The sequence below is a fragment of the Streptomyces sp. JK94 genome (assembly GCF_053613315.1).
The window spans coordinates 54,990-78,859 of record NZ_JBSICH010000044.1; the positions used below are offsets into that span (position 1 = coordinate 54,990).

Consider the following 23,870-nt stretch of genomic DNA (forward strand, 5'->3'; position numbering starts at 1 on the left):
TTGAATGCCCAGAAGTTGAAGTCGATCGTTATCGCGATGGAGTGCGCAGAGTTCCGGCCCGGACCGCCTGTACCAAAGCGTTGAAAGCTGAGAATCCTACGGTCAGACCTCGTGAAGGGTGGACGCTGTGTCGTATCGCCACCTGCTCGTCATCGCAGACGGCTACTTCGACGCATGCGTTGCCGGACGCTTCGGAGAAAGAAGACTTGAACCACTTCAATTCGGACAAAGTCAACACTCCTATAGGGACTTGGCGATTTCGAGGATGAAGTCCCTCGATTCACTCGGATTCAACGTCACCTGTTCGACCAAGTCCAGCCGGGTGCGGAAGTTGGCCAGATGGGTGGGGGAGTCGAAGAAGACCGCTCCGGTGGGCGAGTCCACCTGGACCGTGTCCAGGTGTGGATTGGGCGCCGACGCGTACATCACGGTGTCGCCTGCCATGGGGAAACCGTCTGCGCTGAAGGGGATCACGAGCAGCCGGACGTTGCTGCGCTCGCTCTCTTCGACGAGCCGGTTCAGCTGGGCCCTCGCGACGCGGCTGCCTCCGATGCGCATCCGTAGCGCCGCTTCGTGGACGTAGCCGATGTACGGCACGCCCGGAATGCCGTCGACCACGCGGTGCCTGCTGAGCCGCTGGGCCACCCGAAGCTCCAACTCCAGGCGCGGCAGTGCTGGGACGAACAGGTCGAAGAGGGCCCTGGCGTGGTCCTCCGTCTGGAAGATGCCTGGGATGTGGGCGGTCTGGAGTGTTCTGATGCCCGTGGCGTGGTGCTCAAGTTCGGCAACGTCCAGGAAGTCAGGCGGGATCTTTCCCCGGTACTCGTCCCACCAGCCCTTTGGGCGTCCGCCCGTCATCGAGGCCAGGGCGTCGATCAGGTTCGGGTCGTTGCACTCGTAGATGCTCGCGAGGCGACGTAGGCGCTCCTCGCTGATGCCGAACCGCCCTGCTTCGATGTTCGAGATCATCGTGCGGTCCGCGCCAAGTCGAGTCGCGGCTACGGGGGCGGACATGCCTGCGGCCTCCCGCATTCGCCGTAGTTCGGACCCGAAGCGGCGTTGACGGATGCTCGGCTGCTGCCGTGGTGCCATGAACAACTCCTCGCTCGCGCGCACAGTTTGCCGATGGTTCGACCGGACGTCCATCGAAACTCGCATTAAAACTCGTTTTGGTGAATCAGGTAGCACCTGTTTTAGATGATGCTCTAGCGTGTGACCCACGCCACCCACCTGCTCCTCGGGGAGGAAGTGCACCGCCCGCCCCGCCTCTCGTCCCCGGGCCCGACGAGAGGCAGAGCGGGCGGCAGGCCACCTCTGGGTAGCGCCGGCCGGGCAGCGCCGCAGGGCGTGAAGACCGCCACCCACCCACTCACCCCCACTCCACTCACCCCGTCTCAACGAACCGAACCCGTAACTCGTCGCACACGCGCAAGACACGCACACGCACAAGGAGGTGCCGCGTGAAGAATGCGGAACCGGAACACGAGCCGTGCCCCGAATCGAGCCCCGCATCACGTCCCGAACCGCTCGGGCCAGCCACAGAACAGGCAGTCCTCGGCCCGCGCCCCCTCCCGTTCACCGAGCCCTGGGAGTACGAACTCCACTTCCCGCGCGATCCGCGAGGGCCAGCCGTCGCCCGTACGACGCTCAAGGCCGTGCTCGGCGCGCATGGGCTGGGGGAGTTCACGGACCGGGCCGAGTTGCTGGCTTCCGAGCTGACCACCAACGCCGTCCGGTACTCCCTCGGCCCCGCCACCGTGCGGCTCTGCTGGACCAACCCCGTGCTGCGGGTCAGCGTCACGGACACCTGCCCGCTCGTTCCCGTGCCGTTCGCCTCGGCCGGGCCGGACGAGGAGCGAGGGAGAGGGCTGCTGATCCTCGATCTTCTGGCCGACGACTGGGGTGGGTGCCGTCTCGGCGAGTCCGCCTTCGGGGTCGGTGGCAAGAGCATCTGGTTCGAGCTGGTGCTGGGTGGTGGGGACCGGCCGACAGACGGCGGTGTTGGTGGTGGGAGAGGGCCGTCACAACCCGGCCCGTCCGCTCTCGCCGCCTGACGCCCCTGCGCGCCGCGCCGCCCCTGCGGACCGGGGCCCACTCCGTGAAAGCGTGAACGCCTTGGGCCCATGTGTTCACGCTTCCCCGAAGTGCCCCCTCGCCCCACCGTCGACCGGATTGCCGCCCTCGCCGCGCCACGCCACCTGACGGCACCGACTTCCGCCGATAGGGTGATCCGCACCTCTGTTCACGACGGCGTGAACGGACGCGTACGGCAGCGGGCAACAGGCAACGGGTGGGCAAGGGGAGCCGGTGGCGGAACAGCCGGAGTACGTGAAGGTCGAACGGCCGCTGATCGAGCAGTTGACGGTCATGGGGTGGGAGCACCTGCGGGGTGCGCCGCCCGGGGAGCCCGCGACCCGTCCCCGGGACACGGAACGCTCCTCGTTCACCGACGTCGTCTACGCGGACCGGTTCCGCAACGCCGTGGCCCGGATCAACGTCCGGTCGGAAGACGGCACGTCCTGGCTCACCGCGCACCAGCTCGACCACATCCTCGCCCGCGTCCTCGGCACCGCCCCTGGTCAAGGGCCGGCCGGGCGGGGAGTCGCCGGGAACCTGGACGTCACGCGGCTCCTCCGGGAGGGCATCCCCGCCCGGACACTCCCCGGCTGGAGCAAGGGCGACCCCGAACACGTCCGGCTCGTCGACTGGGACGGACGGTCCGAGAACGGCAACGACTTCCTGGCGGTGTCCCAGTTCCGGGTGGAGCGGCCCGACGCCGAGGCCGTTACTCCGGACCTGGTGCTCTTCGTGAACGGGCTGCCCTGGGTCGTCATCGAGTGCAAGGCGCCCGTGACCACCCGGCGTAAGGACCCTCGGTTCGCCCTCGACGCGGCGGTCATCGAGGTCGTCGACTACGCGGGCGTGGACGCCGCCGCGCCGGTCGCCGAGTTCACCAGGTTCGCGCAATTGCTCGTCGCGACCGACCGGGCGCACGCCGAACTCGGCACCGTCACGGCCGAGGCCAAGCACTTCGCGCCCTGGCGGACCGTGGCCCCCGCGACGGAGGCGCAGGTAAGAGGCGAGACCCGTACGCCCGAGGGCCGGGACCTCACCGCGCAACAGACGCTCGTCGCGGGCGTACTGCGTCCCGCTCATCTCCTCACTCTCGTCCGGGATTTCACGACCGAGACGCGGCACGGCAGCCGTACGGTGAAGGCCGTGGGCCGGTTCCAGCAGTTCCGGGCCGTGCACGCCATCGCCGAGACGCTCCGGGGGCGCCGCAGTGCGCTGGAGGCGAAGGAGGACGTCGACCAGCGTGGTGGTGTCGTGTGGCACACCCAGGGCTCCGGCAAGAGCCTCACCATGGCCTTCCTGGTCCGTCACTTGCGCAGCACCAAGGACCTGCGCGGACACAAGGTCGTCGTGGTCACCGACCGCATCGACCTGGAGAAACAGATCCGGCGCAGTCTCGCCGCCGCCGACGAGGACATCTACCGCTCCCGGTCGGTCGAGCAGGCCCGCCAGTACCTCGCGGTGGACGTTCCCGACGTCGTCCTGGTCATGCTCCAGAAGGCCCGACGGGACGACACGGCCTGGGACGGCCGCGAGGAGAAGCTCGCCGAGACGCCGGACGAGCAGGACCGGGTGCAGAATCATGTCGCCAATCCGGGACATGACATCGTCGTCCTCGTGGACGAGGCACACCGGGGACACCTCGCCTGGCAGCACGCCCGGCTGCGCGCCATGCTGCCGAACGCCGTACTGGTCGGCTTCACCGGCACCCCCATCCTCAGCAAGGCGCGCAAGACCACCGAGGACATCTTCGGCGGCTTCACCGACACCTACACCCTGCGCGACGCCGAGACCGACGGCGCCGTCGTCCCCGTGCGCTACGAGGCGCACCACGTCGACCTGGAGGTCATCGAGAAGGCCGCACTGGACGCCTCCTTCGACATCGAGGCGCCCAAGGAATCGAAGCAGCGGGAGCAGGTGCTGCGGAAGTTCGCCCGGAAGAAGGAAGTGCTCGAATCCCCCTCCGTGATCGCGGACAAGGCCGAGCACATGCTGTCCCACTGGACGCGCACGGCCCTGCCCGACCGGTTCGGGGCACAGATCGTCACCGTGTCCCGGAAGGCGGCCGTCCGGTATCGCGGCGCGCTGCTGGACGCCCGCGACCGCCTCGTGGCGAGGGCCGAGCAGCTCGATCCCGACCTGGTGCACGACCCGAGCGGCTACGACTCCGCCTCGCCGGACGAGCGCGAACTGCTGGATCTCCTGCCGCACCTGCCGCTGCTCCGCTCCATCGACGCCGCCGTGGTCATCTCCCAGGCGTCCTCGGGGCAGGCGAAGGCGAAGGACCCGGCAGACTGGAAGACCTGGACCGCCAAGTCCCGGCAGGACGCGCACATCGCGCGGTTCAAGCAGGGGCTCGGCGACCCGCACGCGGCAGCACACGACCCGTCGTGGGACGCCTCGACCCACGGCAGGCCGAGTGCAGCCACGTACCCCGGTGGCCACCTCGTGACGGGTGACGATCCCTGGGACGGCGAGGTGTCGCCGGACATCCGTGGCGGCTCCGGGAGGGCCGAGGACGAGGATGACCCGATGGCCTTCCTGGTCGTCCAGTCCATGCTCCTCACCGGCTTCGACGCCCCCGTGGAACAGGTGCTCTACCTCGACTGCCCGCTCTCCGGCGTCGGACTGCTCCAGGCGGTCGCCCGCACCAACCGCCTCTATCCGCACAAGGAGTGGGGCCAGATCGTCGATTACATCGGGGTGGGGCCCGAACTCTCCCGTTCCATGGACGAGTACGACGCGGCCCACCTGCGGGCCGTGTACGGCTACGAGGACCTGTCCCTCGACCACCTGGCGCCGGACTACCAGGGCGTACAGCCGGTCCGGGACCGGATGTGGCTGGAGACCGAGGCCGCCGCCGACAACCGGCTCGCCGACCTGCGCACCCAGATCACCCGGCTCCTCGCCGACCGGGGCATCACCTCACTTCGCGCCGAGGCGCAGAGAGAGGACCTGCTCGCCGCACTCGCCGACCCGACGCTGATGGGCGAGTTCGACGAGCTCGTACGGGACTTCCTCACCGCCCTCAACGCCGTACTGCCGAGGCCGGCTGCGCTCAAGTACGAGACTGACGCCCGGCTGCTCGGTGAGGTCCAGTACCTGGCCCGGCAGCGGTACCTGGACAGCCGCGACGACTTCAGCCCGCGCCGCTACGGTGCCAAGGTGCGCCGGCTCATCTCCCGCCATCTGAGGGTGTCGGCGATCGAGGAACGGGTGCCGTCGGTGGAGCTGACCGCGGTCGACTTCATGGAGAAGGTCGGCGCGAATCCGGATCCGCGGACCAGGACCGACTACATGCGCAGCAGGCTCCGGCTGCACATCGACGCACGTCTCGGCTCCGACCGGACGCGCTACCAGCGGTTCAGTGAACGGCTGGAGGAGATCGTCCGTTCGATGAGCGACGACTTCGAACAGGCCGCCGCCGCGCTCGCCGCCCTGGTGGCCGACGTGGTGGCGGCCGAAGGGGACGAGCCCGGTCCAGACGACGGGGACGACCGGATACGCGACCTCGACCGGTGGACGGAGCAGCCGGTGTACGGACTGCTGAAGGAAGCGTTCGAGGATTCCGGGGCGCCGGAAGGGGCAGATCTCGTTCAGGGAGCGCGCGGGCTCACCGCGGAGATCTCACGGCTCGTCGGCTCCCAGGACTTCGTCACTCTGGCCGACACCCAGATCAGGGTGCGGAGAGAACTGCGCGTCTACCTGGAGAGCGGCCTGCACATGGACTGGGCCCGGGTCGGAGACCTGGCCGCAGACCTGGTAGAACTCGCACGCAACCGACACGCCGACTTCCTGCGTCACAGGCGCCGGACGGAGTGACCGGGCGGGCCGCACTCGGTCGGCGAAGCCACCGTCGTCGCAGGACCGTCGTACACGGGTGGTAGGAAGAGCGGGTGACCGGCACCGTCCACCCCGTCCAGCAGGCGATCGCTTCCCTGCCGCTTCCCGAAGAGTGGGAGTGGGAGTTCGTCGTCCGGCCCCGCCGCCGGACCCTGGGCATCGACGTCGCGCCGGACGGCGGGGTGCGCTTCGCCGTCCCGCCGGACGCGGATCCGCGTCAAGTGGCCGACGCAGTGAGAGCCCGGCTGCCACGGCTCGCGGACGAGGTGCGGCGGCGACGGAGACGCCCGACCGAGCAGGTCAAGGAACTGGTGGACGGAACCGGCTTCGCCTACCTCGGCCGCCGCCACCGGTTGTTGATCACCCCGGCGGACGAGGGACGCCGACGTGTTCGGCTGCGCCAGGGGCGGCTCGAACTCCCCCAGTCCACCGATCGAGGCGAGGGTGGGCGCTGCCTCGCCGACTGGTACACCGACTGCGGCCGTCGCTGGCTGGGCCTCCGCATGCCCTCGTTCGCCGGCGTCGTTGGAGTCTCACCCAAAAGACTCGTGGTTCGTGACCTGGGCACTCGCTGGGGCGCCTGCGGTCCCGACGGTACGATCAGCGTCCACTGGGCCGTTCTCCAGCTGCCGCCCGCGCTGGTGGACCTCGTCCTCGTGCACGAACTGTGTCATCTGCGAGCGTCCGGCCACGGAGCCGAGTTCCGCGGGCGCCTGCGGAGTGTGCTCCCGGACGCCGATGAGCGCGAGCGACGTTTCGCCAAGGAGGAGCCCGAGCTGTGGCGGGGCGCGGTGAGGTGACCCGGCCAACGTTCACTCGGCGAAGAACTCCGCCAGCACCGGCGCCAGTACGCCCGGCTCCGCACTGTGGGTCTGCCCCTCCAGGGCGAGGCAGGTGCCCCGGGGTGCCGCCTCGGCGATCGTCCGCGCGGCCTCGCGCATCCGGTCGGGGCTCGCGCCGCCCGCCAGGGCGAGCAGGGGAGCGGTGACCGAGCCGAGCTGGAGCCGGGGGACCCGGCTGTCACCCATCACCGCGTCGTCGTACGCCAGACTCGGCGCGACCGACTCCATGCCGGTCCACATCGGGGACTGGCGGGCGCTCCGGATCATCTCCTCGCCCAGGCCGGTAAGGCGCAGGAACAGCTCCACCGCGTCCCCGTGCCGCCCCTGTCCCAGGGCCTCGGTCAGCCGCTCCCGGTACTCCGCGGCGGCCCGCGCTGCGGCGTCGTCCATCGCGTACGGCACCTCGTACACGGCCGCCCGGCGCACCGGCAGCCCGCTCGCCGCCGCCCGGAGCACCAGCGCGCCGCCCGACGAGACGCCGTACAGCGAGGCCTCGCCTCCGGCCGCCTCGATCACCGCCGCCAGATCCTCGACCTCGCGCTCCACCGCGTAGGGCTCCGTGTCGCTGCTCTCACCGCGGCCCCGGCGGTCGTACACGGTGACGTCGAAGCGGTCCGACAGGTCGGCGGCCAGCGGCGCGACCGTGGCCCCCGTGGACATCGCGCCGCCGACCAGGACGACCGCGGGCCCTTGCCCGGTGCTCTCGTAGGCGATGCGCGTGCCGTCGCGCGAAAGGGTCTTCTTCTCCATGCCTGTGCAGACTGCCCTACGGCGCGCGATTCACCGCCCAGGACACGAACCGCTCAGGAATCGCCCCGGGACCGCTAAGGAATCGCCCCGGGACCGCTCAGGAATCGGTCAGGAATCGATCAGGACACTTCGACCTCGTAGAAGCAGAGGTGGTCCTTGATCTCCGCCACCTCCGGCTTCGGGTCCGGGTACGCCCAGACCAGGTCCGCCGCGTCCGGCAGCGACCAGTACGACGCGTCGCCCTTGAACGGGCAGTGCGTGTACGTGCCGGACGGGGTCAGCAGGTCGAGGCGTACGTCCCGGGGCGGGATGTAGTACCGCTCCGGCAGGCCCGTCTCCCGCAGGACCAGTGCCCCGTCGCTCTCCGCCAGCACCTGTCCGCCGTGCACCACGCGTACGTGCCGGTCGCTCCGCTCGACGGTGATGCGGTGTCCCTTGGTCACGATCGTCCTCCTCGGTAGCCGGCTCTCCTGGTGACAGCACGGCCGGAAGCCGGGTTCTTCCCCGTGGACCGCCGAACGTACCGTTGCCCCATGAACATCTGCGTCTTCCTCTCCGCCGCCGACCTCGACGAGCGCTACACGCGCCCCGCGCGGGAGTTCGCCGGACTGCTCGGCAGGGGCGGACACACCCTCGTCTGGGGCGGTTCCGACGTCGGCCTGATGAAGGTGGTCGCCGACGGCGTGCAGGAGGCCGGGGGACGGCTGCTGGGGGTCTCCGTGGACTTCCTGGCCGCCAAGGCGCGCGAGGGCGCCGACGAGATGGTGATCGCGCGGGACCTCGCCGAACGCAAGCGGCTGCTGCTGGAGAAGGCCGACGCCGTGGTCATCATGGTGGGCGGCACCGGCACCCTGGACGAGGCGACGGAGATCCTGGAGCTGAAGAAGCACGGGCACACCGACAAGCCCGTCGTCCTGCTCAACACGGCGGGCTTCTACGACGGCCTCAGGGAGCAGTTCCGCCGCATGGAGGACGAGGGCTTCCTGCCGCGCCCCCTCACCGAGCTGGTGTTCTTCGCCCAGGAGCCGGTCGGGGCACTGGCCTACCTGGAGGAGAGCCGGGGCATCGCGTGAGCCCGCGATGATGCGAGCATGGCGGGCATGGCTACACATGTGATCACCGGAGCGGGCTCCGGCATCGGCGCGGCCGTGGCCCGCCGCCTGCACGAGCGCGGCGACGAGGTCGTGCTGCACGCGCGCGACGCGGGCCGGGCGAAGGAGCTGGCCGCAGCGTTCCCCGGAGCGAGGACGCTGGTCGGCGACCTGACGGACCCCGACAAGCTCTCCTGGGCCTTCTCCCACCAGACACTGCCCGAGCGCGTGGACTCGCTGCTGCACGTCGCTGGCGTGATCGACCTCGGCCCGGTCGGCGACCTCACCCCCAAGGCCTGGCGCAACCAGCTCAACGTCAACCTCGTCGCCCCGGCCGAACTGACCCGGCTCTTCCTGCCCCAGCTCCGCGTGGCCCAGGGCCAGGTGGTCTTCGTCAACTCCGGTTCCGGCCTCAACGCCCACGGCGGCTGGTCCGCCTACGCCGCCTCCAAGCACGGCCTGAAGGCACTGGCCGACTCCCTGCGCGAGGAGGAGCACGCGAACGGCGTCCGCGTCACCTCCGTCTACCCCGGCCGGACCGCCAGCCCCATGCAGGCCAAGGTCCACCGGCAGGAGGGCAAGGAGTACGACCCCGCGCAGTGGATCGACCCCGAGTCCGTGGCCACGACGATCCTCATGGCCCTGGACCTGCCGAGGGACGCGGAGGTCAACGACCTGACGGTGCGCCCGGGGCGGTGACCGGCCCGCCGGGGCGCCGGCCGCGTCCTCCCGCATAGGCTGGCCGGGTGAGCGACAACAGCCAGACCAGCCCGCGCTTCGCCCCCGCCACCGGCATCGGCTCCCTGCCCGGCCAGGACGCCCGCGAGGCCGGCAGAACCGCCACCGGCGCCTTCGAGGACTTCCCCTTCCTCCCCGAACTGCCCGCCCGCGGCCCGGGCGCCGACATGATCGGCCGCACCGCCGGGATGCTCGTCGAGCTGTACGCGCGCGTGGAGCCCAGCGGCTGGCGGCTCGGCGACCGGCCGGGGCGGGACACCAAACGGGCCCGTGCCTGGCTCGGGGAGGACCTCGACGCCCTGGAGGAATTCACCCAGGGCTACCAGGGGCCGCTGAAGGTCCAGGCCGTCGGCCCGTGGACACTGGCCGCCGCCCTGGAGCTGAGGAACGGCGAGGCGGTCCTCTCCGACCCCGGTGCCTGCCGCGACCTCGCCGCCTCGCTCGCCGAGGGCCTGCGCCTGCACCTCGCCGAGGTCCGGCGCCGGGTGCCCGGCGCCCGGCCGGTGCTCCAGCTCGACGAGCCGTCCCTCACCGCCGTCCTGCGCGGCCAGGTGCGCAGCGCCAGCGGCTACCGCACCCACCGGGCCGTCGACCGGCAGGTCGTCGAGGCCGCCCTCCGCGACATCGCCGGGGTGCACGACGGCGGCCCCGTCGTCGTCCACTCCTGCGCCCCCGACGTGCCGTTCGCTCTGTTGCGCCGGGCCGGCGTCGCGGGCGTCTCCTTCGACTTCTCGCTCCTCACCGAGCGTGACGACGACGCGATCGGCGAGGCGGTGGAGGGCGGTACCCGGCTGTTCGCCGGTGTCGTGCCCGGCACGGACACCGCATTGTCGGACCCTGCCGGTAGCGTCATGGGTGTCAGGACGCTGTGGCGCAGGCTGGGGCTGCATCCGGGGCTTCTCGCGGAAGCGGTCACCATCACGCCGGCGTGCGGACTCGCGGGCGCGTCCCCCGAGTACGCCCGTCGGGCGCTCGCCCACTGCGCCCGGGCGGCGAGATCCCTCGCGGACAACCCAGAGTAACGGGAGGACAACACGGTGGCCGGCGACAAGCAGGCGGAGACGACGAGCGTGCCCGCCGAGGCGCGCGAGAAGCACGTGCAGCTCGCTGAGCGGATCGAGGAGCACCGCTTCCGGTACTACGTGAAGGACGCCCCCGTCGTCAGCGACGCGGACTTCGACCGGCTGCTGCGTTCCCTGGAGGAGCTGGAGGAGGAGTACCCGGAGCTGCGGACCCCGGGCTCCCCGACCCAGAAGGTCGCCGGCTCCTACGAGACGGAGTTCACGGCCGTGGAGCACCGCTCCCGCATGCTCTCCCTCGACAACACCTTCAACGACGAAGAGCTGGCCGCCTGGACCGAGCGCATCGCCAAGGAGCTGGGCGAGCAGGAGTACCACTTCCTGTGCGAGCTGAAGGTCGACGGACTCGCCGTCAACCTCACCTACGAGCGCGGCCGCCTCGTGCGCGCGGCCACCCGCGGCGACGGCCGCACCGGCGAGGACATCACGCCCAACGTCCGCACCATCACCGACATCCCCGAGCGCCTCCTCGGGGACGAGGTCCCCGACCTGGTGGAGATCCGCGGCGAGGTCTACTTCCCGATGGAGAAGTTCCAGGAACTCAACGCCCGGTTGAACGAGGCGGGGGACAAACCCTTCGCCAACCCGCGCAACGCGGCGGCCGGTTCGCTGCGCCAGAAGGACCCGCGCGTCACCGCCACCCGCCCGCTGCACATGGTGGTCCACGGCATCGGCGTCCTGGAGGGCTTCACGGGCGTGACCCGCCTCTCCCAGGCCTACGACCTGCTGAAGACCTGGGGCCTGCCCACCTCCCCGCACAACAGGGTGGTCGACGGCCTCGACGGCGTCCGCGCGTTCATCGCGCACTACGGCGAGAACCGCCACTCCGTGGCGCACGAGATCGACGGCGTCGTCGTGAAGCTCGACGAGATCCGCCTCCAGGGCCGGCTCGGTTCCACCGCGCGCGCCCCGCGCTGGGCCATCGCCTACAAGTACGCGCCGGAGGAGGTCAACACCAAGCTCATCGACATCAAGGTGGGCGTCGGCCGCACCGGGCGCGTCACGCCGTACGCGCAGGTCGAGCCGGTCACCGTGGCCGGCAGCGAAGTGGAGTTCGCCACGCTGCACAACCAGGAGGTCGTCAAGGCCAAGGGCGTGCTCATCGGCGACACCGTGGTGCTGCGCAAGGCCGGTGACGTGATCCCGGAGATCCTCGGTCCGGTCGCCGACCTGAGGGACGGCAGCGAGCGGGAGTTCGTGATGCCGGCCGAGTGCCCCGAGTGCGGGACGCCGCTGAAGGCCATGAAGGAGGGCGACATCGACCGGCGGTGTCCCAACGCCCGCACCTGCCCGGCCCAGTTGCGCGAGCGCGTCTCCTACCTCGCCGGCCGGCAGTGCCTGGACATCGAGCACTTCGGCGGCGTCGTCGCGGCGGCGCTGACCGGGCCGCTGGAGCCGGCCGACCCGCCACTGGTGGACGAGGGCGACCTGTTCGACCTCACCGTCGAGAAGCTGCTGCCCATCAAGGCGTACGTCCTCGACCCGGACAGCGGGCTGCCCAAGCGCGACCCCAGGACCGGTGAGGAGAAGATCGTCACGGTCTTCGCCAACAAGGAGGGCGAGCCGAAGAAGAACACCCTCGCACTGCTCAAGCACATCGAGGAGGCCAAGACCCGCCCGCTCGCCCGCTTCCTCAACGGCCTCTCCATCCGGTACGTGGGGCCCGTCGCCGCCCAGGCCCTCGCCCGGGAGTTCCGCTCGGTCGACCGCATCGAGCAGGCCACCGAGAAGGAGCTGGCGCTCGCGGACGGAGTGGGCGACACCATCGCCGCCGCCGTCAAGGAGTGGTTCGCGGAAGACTGGCACCGCGAGATCGTCCGCAAGTGGAAGGCGGCCGGAGTCCCCCTGGAGGACCGGTCGACCGGGGAGGACGAGGGCCCCCGCCCGCTCGAAGGGCTCACCGTCGTCGTCACCGGCACCCTGGAGAACTTCACCCGGGACGGTGCCAAGGACGCCCTGCAGAGCAGGGGCGCGAAGGTGACCGGATCGGTCTCCAAGAAGACGTCGTTCGTCGTGGCCGGTGACAATCCCGGGTCGAAGTACGACAAGGCGATGCAACTGAAGGTGCCGGTTCTGGACGAGGGCGGATTCACGGTCCTGCTCGAACAGGGACCCGAAGCAGCGGCCGACGTCGCGCTTTCGGCCGAGGAATAGCGGTTGAAGGCCACCCGATCGGCGCATACCAGATGCATACGGGTGGCCGGGTCGCATTCGGGCAACCGTCGACGACCGGTGCCCCTGGAAGGCTTCCGCGGCCTACTGTTGGGATGTGCGCCTGCCGTGCCCAGCTACGGTCGGGGCATTCTCCTGCCCCTGAGGGACGGGGGGAAGGGCATTCCAACGCGGAGCCGTTGATTGGTTGTCGGGCGTCGGGCGTCGGGCCGCGTGGCGTGGGCACCGCCGGCCGTGAGAGGGACGGGAATGGAACCGACCGAGAGCGCCGCCGCGGGCTCACGGCTGCGCCTGCGTCGCATGGTGGACGCGTGGCACGTGAGCCGGTGGCTCGGGCAGCGCGGTGGTGGCGCACCGCATCCCGCGGCGGACGCCCGCGGCTGCGCGCCGCCGGGGAACGCCGGCGGCTTCACGCCGTCGTCGGCCGGCCGGGGCCCCGCGCCCTCGGCCGCCCCGCCCCTCTCGGTCCTGTCCGGCACCGACGCCGACGGCGAACGGCACCTGCCCTGGCCCGCGCTGCCCTCGGCGGTCGTCGCGGCCGCCGCCTTCGTGCTGGGCGCCGCTTTCTACCGCGCGTTCAGCGAGGGCCACGCCGTCTTCCCGTCCGGCGTCGCCGGCTGGTCCCTGGCCGTGCTGACCGGCATCGTCGTGGGCCACCTGGTCATGCTCGGCCGCTCCCGCTGGTGGGGCGGCACCGGCTCCGGCGCCGCCCTCACCCTCGCCGTCCTGCTGCTGTACGGCTGGGTCCCGGCCGGCATGGTCAGCCTCACCGTCGTCGTCCTGGTCGGCATCGCACGCCGGGGCCGCTGGCGGCAGGGCGTCCTGCACGGCGCGGTGGACATCCTCGGCATCGCCGCGGGCGCCCTGGTGCTGGGCGTGTGCGGCTCCGTACCGTCCGTCGAGATGCCCTGGGACCCGAACACGTGGGGCGTGTCCGCGGCGCCCAAGGCGGTGCTCGTCGCGCTCGCCTACCTCGCCGTCACCCGCACCCTCCTGTGGTACGTGCAGTCACCGCGCGCCGGCCTGCCCACCGTCGCTCGCACCGCCCTGGTCCGACACGGGCTGGTCGCCGTCGCACTGCTCGGCATCGCCCCGCTGATCTGCGTGGTCGCCGTCGCCAAGCCGCTGCTGCTGCCGCTGTTCTCGATCCCGCTGATCGCCCTCGACTCCACCCTGTGGATCGCCCGCGCCCGGGCCGAGGAGCAGTTGCGCGACCCGCTCACCGGACTGCCCAACCGGCAGTGGCTGCTGGAGCGCACCTGGGCCGCGCTGGACGACGCCGAGCGCATCGGGGCCCGCTCCGCCCTGCTGCTGATCGACCTCGACCGCTTCCGGTCGGTCAACGACACCCTCGGGCACCTGGCCGGCGACCGGCTGCTCCTGCAGACCGCCGACCGGCTGCGGCAGGCCCTGCCGCGCGGCGCGGAGGCCGCACGGCTCGGTGGCGACGAGTTCGCCGTCCTGCTGCCCGTCGCCGACTCCACCACGTCGGCGACCCGGATCACCCGGGGCCTCGTGGCCGCGCTCGGTTCCCCGCTGGACCTGGACGGGCTCACCCTCGTCCTGGAGGCCAGCGCCGGGGTCGCCGTCTTCCCCGACCACGCGCTGGACGCGGAGGGGCTGCTGCGCCGCGCGGACGTGGCGATGTACCAGGCGAAGCGGGACCGCACGGGCGTCGAGGTCTACGAGTCCAAGCGGGACTCCAACACCCCGGACCGGCTCGGGCTGCTGGGCGACCTGCGCCGGGCCCTGGACGCGCACGAGGTCGAGCTGCACTACCAGCCCAAGGTCCGCTTCGACGGACAGGTAGCGGGCCTGGAGGCCCTGGTGCGGTGGGTGCACCCCGAGCGCGGCAGGGTGCCGCCGGACGAGTTCATAGCCATCGCCGAGTCCTCGGGGCTGATGCCCCACCTGACGGAGTACGTGCTGGAGACGGCGCTCGGGCAGGTCGCCCGGTGGCGCTCGCAGGGCCTCTTCGTGCCGGTCGCGGTCAACGTCTCCCCGCGCGACGTGCACACGCCCGGCTTCGCGGGCGCGGTGGCCGCCCGGCTGGCCCGGCACGGCGTCCCGGCCGGAGCGCTCCAGCTGGAGATCACGGAGCACGTCCTCCTGGAGGACCCGCAGCGCGCCGCCGACACCCTCAACGCGCTGACCGGACACGGCGTGAAGATGTCCCTGGACGACTTCGGCACCGGGTACTCCTCCCTGGTCCACCTGCGCAGGCTCCCGGTCAGCGAACTCAAGATCGACCGGTCGTTCGTGGCCCGGCTGGCCATCGACACCGAGGACGCCGAGATCGTGCGCTGCACCGTCGACCTCGCCCACTCCCTCGGCCTGCTCGTCGTCGCCGAGGGAGTGGAGGACGACGAGACCTGGGAGCGCCTGCGCGACCTGGGCTGCGACGCCGTACAGGGCTGGCTGGTCGCGGCCGCGATGCCACCGGAGGAGACCACCGCCTGGCTGCTCGCCCGCGGCTCCCGGGGCTGGGTGCGGGCCGCCGCCGCCCTGCCCGCGGCGGCGACCGACGAGTGACCCGGCGGCAGGCCGACGGGGGCGGGCCGGCGGGCCGGCGGGTGCGCCTGCCCGGCGTGCGGCGACCGGGGAGCGGCCCTCCGGCCGCGTGACCCCCGCGTCGCGGCGGTCACGCGCACCGCCCGGCGTCGAGCGCCTCGCGTCCGTCCGCCACCCGCACCGCCCGCCCGCGCCGTGCCGGACGAGGACTTCCTGCCGCGCCCCCTCACCGAGCTGGTGTCCCCCGTGCCGCCCGCCGGCGCCCGTACCGCCCGCGCCATGTCACCCGTGCCACCCGCCCGCGCCGCGCCGCGCGTACCGTGCCGCCCGTGCCGCCCTCGCGAGTCGCCGCGGCGCGTCCGCCCGCGGGTCGGCACCTCGGCCGCGACCACGTCCCGAGGAGCACCGTGCGGGACGCGCGGCGCCGCGGAGGGGGCCCAGGGGGAAACCGTTTAACGGCCAGGACGCCCGGCCCCATAGGATTGGGCGAACCGACTTGACCGAACCACACGCACTCACCCCAGAGGAACGCTGCATGCCTGGCATCACGCGCGAGGAGGTCGCCCACCTCGCCCGGCTGGCGCGTCTGGAGCTGAAGCCCGAAGAGCTCGAGCACTTCGCGGGACAGCTGGACGACATCATCGGCGCGGTCGCCCGCGTCAGCGAGGTCGCCGACCAAGACGTACCGCCGACCTCGCACCCGCTCCCGCTGACGAACGTCATGCGGCCGGACGAGGTCCGTCCGTCGCTCACGCCCGAGCAGGCGCTCTCCGGCGCCCCGGCCCAGGAGCAGCAGCGTTTCAAGGTGCCGCAGATCCTGGGGGAGGAGTAACCGCCATGAGCGACATCATCAGGCTCACCGCGGCCGAGATCGCCGCGAAGATCGCCTCCGGCGAGCTGACCGCGGTCGAGGTCACCGAGGCCCACCTGGCCCGCATCGAGGCCGTCGACGAGAAGGTGCACGCCTTCCTGCACGTCGACCGCGAGGGCGCCCTCGCCCAGGCCCGCGCCGTGGACGCCAAGCGCGAGCGCGGCGAGAAGCTCGGCCCGCTGGCCGGCGTACCGCTGGCGCTCAAGGACATCTTCACCACCGAGGGCGTCCCCACGACCGTCGGCTCGAAGATCCTCGAGGGCTGGATCCCGCCGTACGACGCCACGGTCACCCAGCGCCTGAAGGCCGCCGACGTCGTCATCCTCGGCAAGACCAACATGGACGAGTTCGCCATGGGGTCCTCGACGGAGAACAGCGCCTACGGCCCGACCGGCAACCCCTGGGACCTCACCAGGATCCCCGGCGGCTCCGGCGGCGGCTCCTCCGCGGCCCTCGCCTCCTTCGAGGCGCCGCTCGCCATCGGCACCGACACCGGCGGCTCCATCCGCCAGCCCGCGGCCGTCACCGGCACGGTCGGCGTCAAGCCGACGTACGGCGGCGTCTCCCGCTACGGCATGGTGGCCTTCTCCTCCTCCCTCGACCAGGGCGGTCCCTGCGCCCGCACGGTCCTGGACACGGCCCTGCTGCACGAGGTGATCGCCGGGCACGACCCGATGGACTCCACCTCCATCGACGCCCCGGTCCCCGCGGTCGTCGAGGCCGCGCGCAACGGCTCGGTGTCCGGCATGCGCGTCGGCGTCGTCAAGCAGTTCCGCGGCGAGGGCTACCAGGCCGGCGTCATCCAGCGCTTCGACGAGTCCGTCGAGCTGCTGAAGTCGCTGGGCGCCGAGGTCGTCGAGCTGGACTGCCCGTCCTTCGACCTCGCGCTGTCGGCCTACTACCTGATCGCGCCGTCCGAGTGCTCCTCCAACCTCGCCCGCTTCGACGGCCTGCGCTACGGCGCGCGCGTCGGCGACGACGGCACGCACTCCGCCGAGGAGGTCACCTCCCTGACCCGCGAGGCCGGCTTCGGCCCCGAGGTCAAGCGGCGCATCATGCTCGGCACGTACGCCCTGAGCTCCGGCTACTACGACGCGTACTACGGCAGCGCCCAGAAGGTCCGCACCCTCATCAAGCAGGAGTTCGAGCGGGCCTTCGAGCAGGTCGACGTGATCGTCTCCCCGACGACCCCGACCACCGCCTTCGCGATCGGCGAGCGCGCCGACGACCCGATGGCGATGTACCTGGCCGACCTGTGCACCATCCCCACCAACCTGGCGGGCAACGCGGCCATGTCGCTGCCCTGCGGCCTCGCCCCCGAGGACAACCTGCCGGTGGGTCTGCAGATCATCGCCCCCGCCATGAAGGACGACCGGCTCTACAAGGTCGGCGCCGCCGTCGAGGCCGCCTTCGTGGAAAAGTGGGGCCACCCGCTGATCGAGGAGGCACCGTCGCTGTGAGCGCACTGTCCAAGGCCAAGGGCTTCAAGAGTTCCAAGTCCGGCCTGTACGTCTCGATGGCCACGTCGGCGTTCGGCGCCGTCGGGGTGTACAAGCAGATCAAGAAGGCCCGGGGCGACAGCGACACGCTGCGGCTGCTCGACGCCGTCGTGACCGGCGCCGCGGTCGTCACCAACCTCGCCATCCTGTACCGCGAGCTGAAGCGTCTCGGCGACGACGACGTCCTGCTGGGCTGAGAGGGAAGTTTCACCGTGACCACCACGACCGACCTGGTGTCGTACGAGGACGCACTCGCGTCGTACGACCCCGTCATGGGCCTCGAGGTCCATGTCGAACTCGGCACCAAGACCAAGATGTTCTGCGGCTGTTCGACCGCGCTCGGTGCCGACCCGAACACCCAGACCTGCCCCGTCTGCCTCGGCATGCCCGGCGCGCTCCCGGTCGTCAACGCGACCGGGGTCGAGTCGGCGATCCGCATCGGTCTCGCGCTGAACTGCGAGATCGCCGAGTGGTGCCGCTTCGCCCGGAAGAACTACTTCTATCCGGACATGCCGAAGAACTTCCAGACCTCCCAGTACGACGAGCCGATCGCCTTCGACGGCTACCTCGACGTGCAGCTGGAGGACGGCGAGACCTTCCGCGTCGAGATCGAGCGCGCCCACATGGAGGAGGACACCGGCAAGTCGACCCACGTCGGCGGCGCGACGGGCCGTATCCACGGCGCCTCGCACTCCCTCCTCGACTACAACCGCGCCGGTATCCCGCTCATCGAGATCGTCACCAAGCCGATCGAGGGAGCGGGCGAGCGCGCCCCCGAGGTCGCCCGGGCCTACGTCCGTGAGCTGCGCGAACTCATCCGTGCCCTCGGTGTGTCCGAGGCCCGCATGGAGATGGGCCAGATGCGCTGCGACGTGAACCTGTCGCTGCGCCCGCACGGCCGGGAGAAGTTCGGCACCCGCAGCGAGACCAAGAACGTCAACTCGCTGCGTTCCGTGGAGCGCGCGGCCCGCTTCGAGATCCAGCGGCACGCCGCCGTGCTGGACGACGGCGGGACGATCATCCAGGAGACCCGCCACTTCCACGAGGACACGGGGTCCACGACCTCGGGCCGCGTGAAGGAGGAGGCCGAGGACTACCGGTATTTCCCGGAGCCCGACCTGGTGCCGGTCGCCCCGTCCCGCGAGTGGGTCGAGGAGATCCGCTCCGCCCTGCCCGAGCTGCCGCTGGTGCGCCGCAACCGGCTCCGCGAGGAGTGGGGTGTCTCCGGCACCGACATGCAGTCCATCCTCAACGCCGGTGCGCTGGACCCGATCGTCGCCACGATCGACGCCGGTGCCGACGCGGCGTCCGCCCGCAAGTGGTGGATGGGCGAGCTGGCCCGCAGCGCCAACGAGTCCGGCAAGGCGCTGGACGAGCTGGCGATCACGCCGGAGCAGGTGGCGCGGGTCGCCGAGCTGGTCACCGAGGGCGACCTGAACGACAAGCTGGCCCGCCAGGTCATCCTGGGCGTCCTCGCCGGTGAGGGCACGCCGGACGAGGTCGTCGACAAGCGCGGCCTGAAGGTGGTCTCCGACGAGGGCGCGCTGACCGCCGCCGTCGACGAGGCCATCGCCGGCAACCCGGGCGTCGCGGACAAGATCCGCGGCGGCAAGGTGGCCGCGGCCGGCGCCCTGGTCGGCGCGGTCATGAAGGCGACCCGGGGCCAGGCGGACGCGGCCCGCGTCAAGGAGCTGATTTTGCAGAAGCTGGGCGTCGAGGGCTGACACCCGCACCCGAAGGGGGATGCGTCGGTGACGATGCATCCCCCTTCGGCGTGCCGTCGCCCCGGCCGCCGCACCCGCGGCGGTCATGTGAAGAAGCCCACGAAATCCGCAATCGATCACTTCTGCCTGAAAGAGTGACGTCGCATTGCTCATGCGTTCTTTGCGGGCCGTTCACTCCATGAATGACTGTTCCCGGTCAAAGATCCACAGACAGACACCTGGGAGCACGTTCGTGGCCGTCCTTGCGCGCTGGTGTGTCCGACGCCGCCTCGTCGCCGTCCTGCTCTGGCTCCTCGCCTTCGGCGGCGCCGCCACGGCCGCCCTGCTCGCGGGTTCCGCGTACTCCAACGACTACGGGGTCCCCGGCACCGACTCCGACCGGGCCTCCCGGCTGCTCGCCTCCGGCTTCCCCGGCCTCGGTGGCGCCGGCGACACGATCGTCTGGCACACCACGTCCGGCACCGTGCGCGCCGCCGACGTCGAGCAGACCATGACCCGCACCCTGGACCGCATCGCGCAGCTGCCCGGCGTCGCCTCGGTCACCCACCCGTACGACGACGCGGAATCGCCCCTGATCAGCGAGAACGGCGACACCGCGTACGCGTCGGTCACCTTCGAGGACGCCTCCCAGGACATCGACGAGGCCGAGGCGCGGGCCGTGGCCGACACCGCCCGGGCGGCGGAGGGCGACGGCCTCCAGGTCGAACTCGGCGGCGGGGCCGTCGCGCTCGCCGAGGCGCCGGAACGCCACCTCGCCGAGGTCGCCGGCGTGGTCGTCGCCGCGGTGGTGCTCTTCCTCGCCTTCGGCTCCCTCGCCGCGTCCGTGCTGCCCATCGCCACCGCACTGGTCTCCGTCGGCACCGCCTACGCGGGGATCACCCTGCTCGGGCACGCCATGACCGTCGCCGACTTCGCGCCGATGCTGGGCACCCTCATCGGCCTCGGCGTCGGCATCGACTACGCGCTCTTCATCGTCACCCGGCACCGGCGGGGGCTGAAGCGGGGCCTGCTCGTGGCCGAGGCCGCCGAGAACGCCGTCGCGACCACGGGGCGCGCGGTCGTCTTCGCGGGCGCGACCGTTTGCATCGCCCTGCTGGGCATGCTGATCCTCCGGCTGGGCTTCCTCAACGGTGTCGCCGTCGCCGCCTCGCTGACCGTCGTCCTCACCGTCGCGGCCTCCGTGACGCTGCTGCCGGCCCTGCTGTCGTACATCGGCCCGCGCGCCCTGAGCCGGCGCGAGCGGCGGCGGCTCGCGGAGCACGGGCCCGAGCCGGAGCTGCCCACCGGCTTCGCCGCCCGCTGGTCGGCGTTGGTCGAGCGCCACCCGGGGCTACTCGGCGCCGTCGCCCTCGTCGTCGTCACCGTCCTCGCGCTGCCCACCCTCGGCCTGCGCCTGGGCACCTCCGACCAGGGCAACGACCCCGCGGGCACGACCACCCGCCAGGCCTACGACCTCCTCGCCGAGGGTTTCGGGCCCGGCGTCAACGGCCCCCTCACCCTGGTCACCAAGGTCGGCGGGGCCGAGGACCGGCTCGCCCTGGACAACCTCGACGCCTCGCTGCGCACCACCGAGGGCGTCTCCTCGGTGACACCCGTGGCGTACAACTCGGGCGGCGACACCGCGTACCTCACGCTCGTACCCGAGTCGGCACCGCAGTCCGCAAGGACCAGCGACCTCGTCGAGCGGCTGCGCTCCGAGGTGCTGCCGCGGGCGGAGGCCGGCACCGCCCTCGAGGTGCACGTCGGCGGCGTGACGGCCGGCTACGACGACTTCGCCGACGTCATCGTCGGCAAGCTGCCCCTCTTCGTCGGCGTCGTCGTCTGCCTCGGCTGCCTGCTGCTCCTGCTGGCCTTCCGCTCCGTCGGCATCCCGCTCAAGGCCGCCGCGATGAACGTCGCCGCCGTCGCCGCCTCCTTCGGCGTCGTCGTGGTGATCTTCCAGTGGGGCTGGGGGAGCGACCTGCTGGGCCTCGGCAGCGCCGGCCCGATCGAACCCTTCCTGCCCGTGATCATGGTGTCGGTGCTCTTCGGGCTCTCCATGGACTACCAGGTGTTCCTGGTCAGCCGGATGTACGAGGAGTGGCTGGAGACCGGAGACAACCGCCGGGCCGTCCGGGTCGGGCTCGCCGAGACCAGCCGGGTGATCAACTCGGCCGCGGTCATCATGATCGCGGTGTTCCTCGCCTTCGTGCTCAGCGGCGACCGGGTGATCGCGATGTTCGGCATCGCGCTCGCCGTCGCCGTCGCCCTGGACGCCTTCGTCCTCCGTACGCTCCTGGTGCCCGCCCTGATGCACCTGCTCGGCGGCGCCAACTGGTGGCTGCCGCGCCGGCTGGACAGGGTCCTGCCGCGCATCAGCATCGAGCCGCCCGAGTGCCGTACCGCCCATGAGAGGCTGGCCGCGGCGACGGACGCCGAAGTGGCGGACGTCCTTGCGGAGGAGGCACGGCAGCGGGATGTACGCGATACCACTGGGTGACGACGGAGCCGAACTGCGCCCGCTGGAGACCTGGCACGCCACGGAGTTCCTGGCCCATCTGGAGCGGGGCAGGGACTTCATCACCCAGCACATCCCCTTCGGAGCGAAGGCCATCGACGTGGAGTCCGCCCGGGAACTGCTCCAGTCCCACGCCGACCGGCGCGCCGCCGACAGCGGCTTCCTGCACGGGCTGTGGCTGGACGGCAAGCTCGTCGGCGGCCTGCTCTTCCGCGTCTTCGACGCCGGCACCGGCGTCTGCGAGATCGGCTGCTGGCTGGAGCCCGCCGCCACGGGCCGGGGGCTGGTCACGCGCGGGGCCCGCGTCCTGATCGACTGGGCCTTCGACGAGCGCGGCATGCACCGCGTCGAGTGGCACGCGTCGTCGGCCAACACCCCGAGTCTCGGCGCCGCCCGGCGACTGGGCATGATGCGTGAGGGCGTGTTGCGCGAGAGCTTCCCCCACCGGGGGGTCCGGCAGGACATGGAGGTGTGGGCGGTGCTCGCACCCGAGTGGGGTGCGGCACGCGCGGCACGCGCGCGTACCGCTCACAAGGATCATTAAGGGACCTCTCAGACAGCGTCCGTACGGTTCGAGGCATGGGAACGAAGACAGTGGACGGGACCGGCGTGAAGATCGACAAGGACAAGACGGACGAGGCCACGAAGGCTCCTGAGGAAACCCCGGCCGAGACCGCCCCGGCCGGCACCACTGCGGCCGGGACCACCGCGTCCGGGGCCCCGGACGGCGCCGACTCGGAGGACGGCACCGTCCGGAACGACGACACCGCCGGCGCCGAGGACGGCACTGCCGGCACGGACGTCGACGACACCGAGGACGGCGCCGCCGGGGACCGGGGCGCCACCGGCGTCGGCCAGGGCGCGGGCGCCGTCGTCTCCGCGGGGCTCGGCATCGTGTCGCTGACGGGGAGCTGGGTCGGCACCGTCGCCTCCGACCGCGAGTCGGTCTTCGGCCAGCTGGAGACCAGCTCGTCCTCGGACGTCCAGACCATGCTCGAGAAGGGCTACGGCGAGGCCTGGCAGGCCACCGCGTTCTGGGGCGGCGTCTTCGCCCTGATCGCGCTGATCGTCGGTGTCGTGGTGCTGGTCCGGCCCGCGTTCGGCGCGCCCGGCAAGCCGCAGGCCGCGTGGATCAAGTCGGTCTCCTGGGCCGGCGTCGCGCTGGGCGTGATCGGCCTGATCCTGGCCGTGCTCAAGTACACCGACGTCATTCTGGCCGTGCCGTCCGTGGGCTGAGGCTTCCGCGGCTCCTGAGGGGTCTTAGGGCATCCGGCGCCACCGTGCGCCGCCCTAACTGGCTCTAACAAAAGCTGCTGATCATGAGGCTGTCGGCCGCTCTGCCCGTATGTCTGGGCATGGGAAACCGTCAGTCGCGGCCGTGGATCGTGTCGGACGAACTGTGGTCGCTGGTCGAGCCGTTGCTGCCGCAGCCGGGTCCGAAGAAGGCCGAGGGCAGACCGCGGGTGCCAGACCGGCAGGCCCTGTGCGGCATCCTCTTCGTCCTGCACACCGGAATCCAGTGGGAGTACCTGCCCCAGGAACTCGGCTTCGGCTCGGGCATGACCTGCTGGCGGCGCCTTGCGGCCTGGAACGAGGCCGGCGTCTGGGACCAGCTGCACCAGCTGCTGCTGAACGAGCTGCGGTCGAAGAACCAGCTGGACTGGGAACGGGCGGTGATCGACTCCTCGCATGTGCGGGCCGCCCGACGGGGCCCAAAAGCGGGCCCAGCCCGGTCGACCGCGCACGGCCGGGCAGCAAACACCACCTCATCGTCGACGGCCAGGGCATCCCGCTCGCGGTGTCGCTGACCGGCGGCAACCGCAATGACGTCACCCAACTCGAGCCGCTGCTCGACAAGATTCCCGCCGTCGCGGGCCGGGTCGGCAGGCCGCGCCGGCGCCCGGATGCACTGCTGGCCGACCGCGGCTACGACCACGACAAGTACCGCCGCCTGCTCTGGCAGAGAGGCATACGCCCCGTGATCGCGAAGCGAGGCGAGCCGCACGGCACCGGCCTGGGCACCTTCCGCTACGTCGTTGAGCGCACGATCGCCTGGCTCCACGGCTTCCGCCGCCTGCGCATCCGCTGGGAACGACGCGACGACATCCACGAAGCATTCCTGGGCCTCGCCGTCTGCCTGATCACCCACCGCCACGTCCAGCGGCTTTGTTAGGACCTCT

Annotated in this window: 20 protein-coding genes; 16 read left to right on the forward strand and 4 right to left on the reverse strand. The window is 71.4% G+C overall.

All coding sequences use genetic code 11. The features are described from left to right. Nucleotides 1-28: 28 nt before the first annotated feature. Entirely contained in the window at nt 29-238 is a 210-nt protein-coding gene (locus ACVV2G_RS30245; protein WP_453845978.1) for a DUF397 domain-containing protein, read from the reverse strand. 2 nt (nt 239-240) lie between these two features. After that, the gene (locus tag ACVV2G_RS30250; protein ID WP_453845979.1) at nt 241-1,092 is read right to left on the reverse strand and encodes a helix-turn-helix domain-containing protein; all 852 of its coding nucleotides are present in this window, start codon (nt 1,090-1,092) and stop codon (nt 241-243) included. Between the two features lie 563 nt (nt 1,093-1,655). On the opposite strand from ACVV2G_RS30250, the gene ACVV2G_RS30255 reads away from it, so the two are divergent. The 3 genes from ACVV2G_RS30255 (at nt 1,656) to ACVV2G_RS30265 (ending at nt 6,716) form a co-directional block, all read left to right on the forward strand. Continuing rightward, a complete protein-coding gene (locus ACVV2G_RS30255) occupies nt 1,656-2,054 on the forward strand; it encodes an ATP-binding protein (protein WP_453845980.1) in 399 nt (132 codons plus the stop codon). Nucleotides 2,055-2,307: 253 nt separating this feature from the next. Continuing rightward, nucleotides 2,308-5,895 (forward strand): type I restriction endonuclease subunit R, encoded by a 3,588-nt coding sequence (locus ACVV2G_RS30260; protein WP_453845981.1) that lies wholly within the window; start codon nt 2,308-2,310, stop codon nt 5,893-5,895. A gap of 74 nt (nt 5,896-5,969) precedes the next feature. Further along, nucleotides 5,970-6,716 (forward strand): M48 family metallopeptidase, encoded by a 747-nt coding sequence (locus tag ACVV2G_RS30265; protein WP_453845982.1) that lies wholly within the window; start codon nt 5,970-5,972, stop codon nt 6,714-6,716. Nucleotides 6,717-6,728: 12 nt separating this feature from the next. Here the strand turns inward: ACVV2G_RS30265 and ACVV2G_RS30270 are convergent, their stop codons facing one another. Together ACVV2G_RS30270 and ACVV2G_RS30275 are read right to left on the reverse strand one after the other, a co-directional pair. Beyond that, a complete protein-coding gene (locus ACVV2G_RS30270) occupies nt 6,729-7,508 on the reverse strand; it encodes an alpha/beta fold hydrolase (protein WP_453845983.1) in 780 nt (259 codons plus the stop codon). A 119-nt stretch (nt 7,509-7,627) separates the two neighbouring features. Beyond that, complete coding sequence (locus ACVV2G_RS30275) at nt 7,628-7,951, reverse strand: DUF427 domain-containing protein (RefSeq protein WP_453845984.1); 324 nt, start codon at nt 7,949-7,951, stop codon at nt 7,628-7,630. A gap of 90 nt (nt 7,952-8,041) precedes the next feature. On the opposite strand from ACVV2G_RS30275, the gene ACVV2G_RS30280 reads away from it, so the two are divergent. From ACVV2G_RS30280 to ACVV2G_RS30340, 13 genes are all read left to right on the forward strand, one after another. After that, a complete protein-coding gene (locus ACVV2G_RS30280; protein WP_453845985.1) occupies nt 8,042-8,581 on the forward strand; it encodes an LOG family protein in 540 nt (179 codons plus the stop codon). A gap of 18 nt (nt 8,582-8,599) precedes the next feature. Next, nucleotides 8,600-9,298 (forward strand): SDR family oxidoreductase, encoded by a 699-nt coding sequence (locus tag ACVV2G_RS30285; protein ID WP_453845986.1) that lies wholly within the window; start codon nt 8,600-8,602, stop codon nt 9,296-9,298. Nucleotides 9,299-9,345: 47 nt separating this feature from the next. Further along, nucleotides 9,346-10,359 carry a methionine synthase gene (locus ACVV2G_RS30290; protein ID WP_453845987.1) on the forward strand — a complete coding sequence of 338 codons (1,014 nt, stop codon included), beginning with the start codon at nt 9,346-9,348 and terminating at the stop codon, nt 10,357-10,359. A gap of 15 nt (nt 10,360-10,374) precedes the next feature. Continuing rightward, nucleotides 10,375-12,570, forward strand: a complete 2,196-nt coding sequence (ligA, locus tag ACVV2G_RS30295) for an NAD-dependent DNA ligase LigA (protein ID WP_453845988.1) — start codon at nt 10,375-10,377, stop codon at nt 12,568-12,570. A 267-nt stretch (nt 12,571-12,837) separates the two neighbouring features. Next, nucleotides 12,838-15,120: a putative bifunctional diguanylate cyclase/phosphodiesterase gene (locus tag ACVV2G_RS30300; protein ID WP_453845989.1), complete on the forward strand. Its 2,283-nt coding sequence runs from the start codon at nt 12,838-12,840 to the stop codon at nt 15,118-15,120. 514 nt (nt 15,121-15,634) lie between these two features. Further along, nucleotides 15,635-15,931 (forward strand): Asp-tRNA(Asn)/Glu-tRNA(Gln) amidotransferase subunit GatC, encoded by a 297-nt coding sequence (gene gatC, locus ACVV2G_RS30305; protein WP_003973500.1) that lies wholly within the window; start codon nt 15,635-15,637, stop codon nt 15,929-15,931. A gap of 5 nt (nt 15,932-15,936) precedes the next feature. Continuing rightward, nucleotides 15,937-17,430 carry an Asp-tRNA(Asn)/Glu-tRNA(Gln) amidotransferase subunit GatA gene (gene gatA / locus ACVV2G_RS30310; protein WP_453845990.1) on the forward strand — a complete coding sequence of 498 codons (1,494 nt, stop codon included), beginning with the start codon at nt 15,937-15,939 and terminating at the stop codon, nt 17,428-17,430. After that, nucleotides 17,427-17,666 carry a hypothetical protein gene (locus ACVV2G_RS30315; RefSeq protein WP_031137961.1) on the forward strand — a complete coding sequence of 80 codons (240 nt, stop codon included), beginning with the start codon at nt 17,427-17,429 and terminating at the stop codon, nt 17,664-17,666. The genes gatA and ACVV2G_RS30315 overlap by 4 nt, the downstream gene beginning before the upstream one ends. Nucleotides 17,667-17,681: 15 nt before the next feature. Further along, nucleotides 17,682-19,193 carry an Asp-tRNA(Asn)/Glu-tRNA(Gln) amidotransferase subunit GatB gene (gene gatB / locus ACVV2G_RS30320; protein ID WP_453845991.1) on the forward strand — a complete coding sequence of 504 codons (1,512 nt, stop codon included), beginning with the start codon at nt 17,682-17,684 and terminating at the stop codon, nt 19,191-19,193. A gap of 232 nt (nt 19,194-19,425) precedes the next feature. Then, nucleotides 19,426-21,672: an MMPL family transporter gene (locus ACVV2G_RS30325; protein WP_453845992.1), complete on the forward strand. Its 2,247-nt coding sequence runs from the start codon at nt 19,426-19,428 to the stop codon at nt 21,670-21,672. After that, nucleotides 21,650-22,234 carry a GNAT family N-acetyltransferase gene (locus tag ACVV2G_RS30330; protein ID WP_453845993.1) on the forward strand — a complete coding sequence of 195 codons (585 nt, stop codon included), beginning with the start codon at nt 21,650-21,652 and terminating at the stop codon, nt 22,232-22,234. The genes ACVV2G_RS30325 and ACVV2G_RS30330 overlap by 23 nt, the downstream gene beginning before the upstream one ends. A gap of 35 nt (nt 22,235-22,269) precedes the next feature. Beyond that, on the forward strand, nt 22,270-22,926 hold the full coding sequence (locus ACVV2G_RS30335) for a hypothetical protein (RefSeq protein ID WP_453845994.1): 657 nt from the start codon (nt 22,270-22,272) through the stop codon (nt 22,924-22,926). A 119-nt stretch (nt 22,927-23,045) separates the two neighbouring features. Next, nucleotides 23,046-23,863 (forward strand): IS5 family transposase gene (locus ACVV2G_RS30340; RefSeq protein WP_453845995.1). Its coding sequence is split into 2 segments (ribosomal slippage): nt 23,046-23,381 and nt 23,384-23,863, totalling 816 coding nucleotides; the frame shifts between segments, so codons are not numbered across the junction. Nucleotides 23,864-23,870: the final 7 nt, after the last annotated feature.

Bases quoted from the DNA above. Each gene is read 5' to 3' on its own strand.
- ACVV2G_RS30250 (WP_453845979.1), bottom strand. From the start codon at position 1,092: ATGGCACCACGGCAGCAGCCGAGCATCCGTCAACGCCGCTTCGGGTCC.
- ACVV2G_RS30270 (WP_453845983.1), bottom strand. From the start codon at position 7,508: ATGGAGAAGAAGACCCTTTCGCGCGACGGCACGCGCATCGCCTACGAG.
- ACVV2G_RS30280 (WP_453845985.1), top strand. From the start codon at position 8,042: ATGAACATCTGCGTCTTCCTCTCCGCCGCCGACCTCGACGAGCGCTAC.
- ACVV2G_RS30285 (WP_453845986.1), top strand. From the start codon at position 8,600: ATGGCGGGCATGGCTACACATGTGATCACCGGAGCGGGCTCCGGCATC.
- ACVV2G_RS30300 (WP_453845989.1), top strand. From the start codon at position 12,838: ATGGAACCGACCGAGAGCGCCGCCGCGGGCTCACGGCTGCGCCTGCGT.
- gatC (WP_003973500.1), top strand. From the start codon at position 15,635: ATGCCTGGCATCACGCGCGAGGAGGTCGCCCACCTCGCCCGGCTGGCG.
- gatA (WP_453845990.1), top strand. From the start codon at position 15,937: ATGAGCGACATCATCAGGCTCACCGCGGCCGAGATCGCCGCGAAGATC.
- ACVV2G_RS30330 (WP_453845993.1), top strand. From the start codon at position 21,650: ATGTACGCGATACCACTGGGTGACGACGGAGCCGAACTGCGCCCGCTG.
- ACVV2G_RS30335 (WP_453845994.1), top strand. From the start codon at position 22,270: ATGGGAACGAAGACAGTGGACGGGACCGGCGTGAAGATCGACAAGGAC.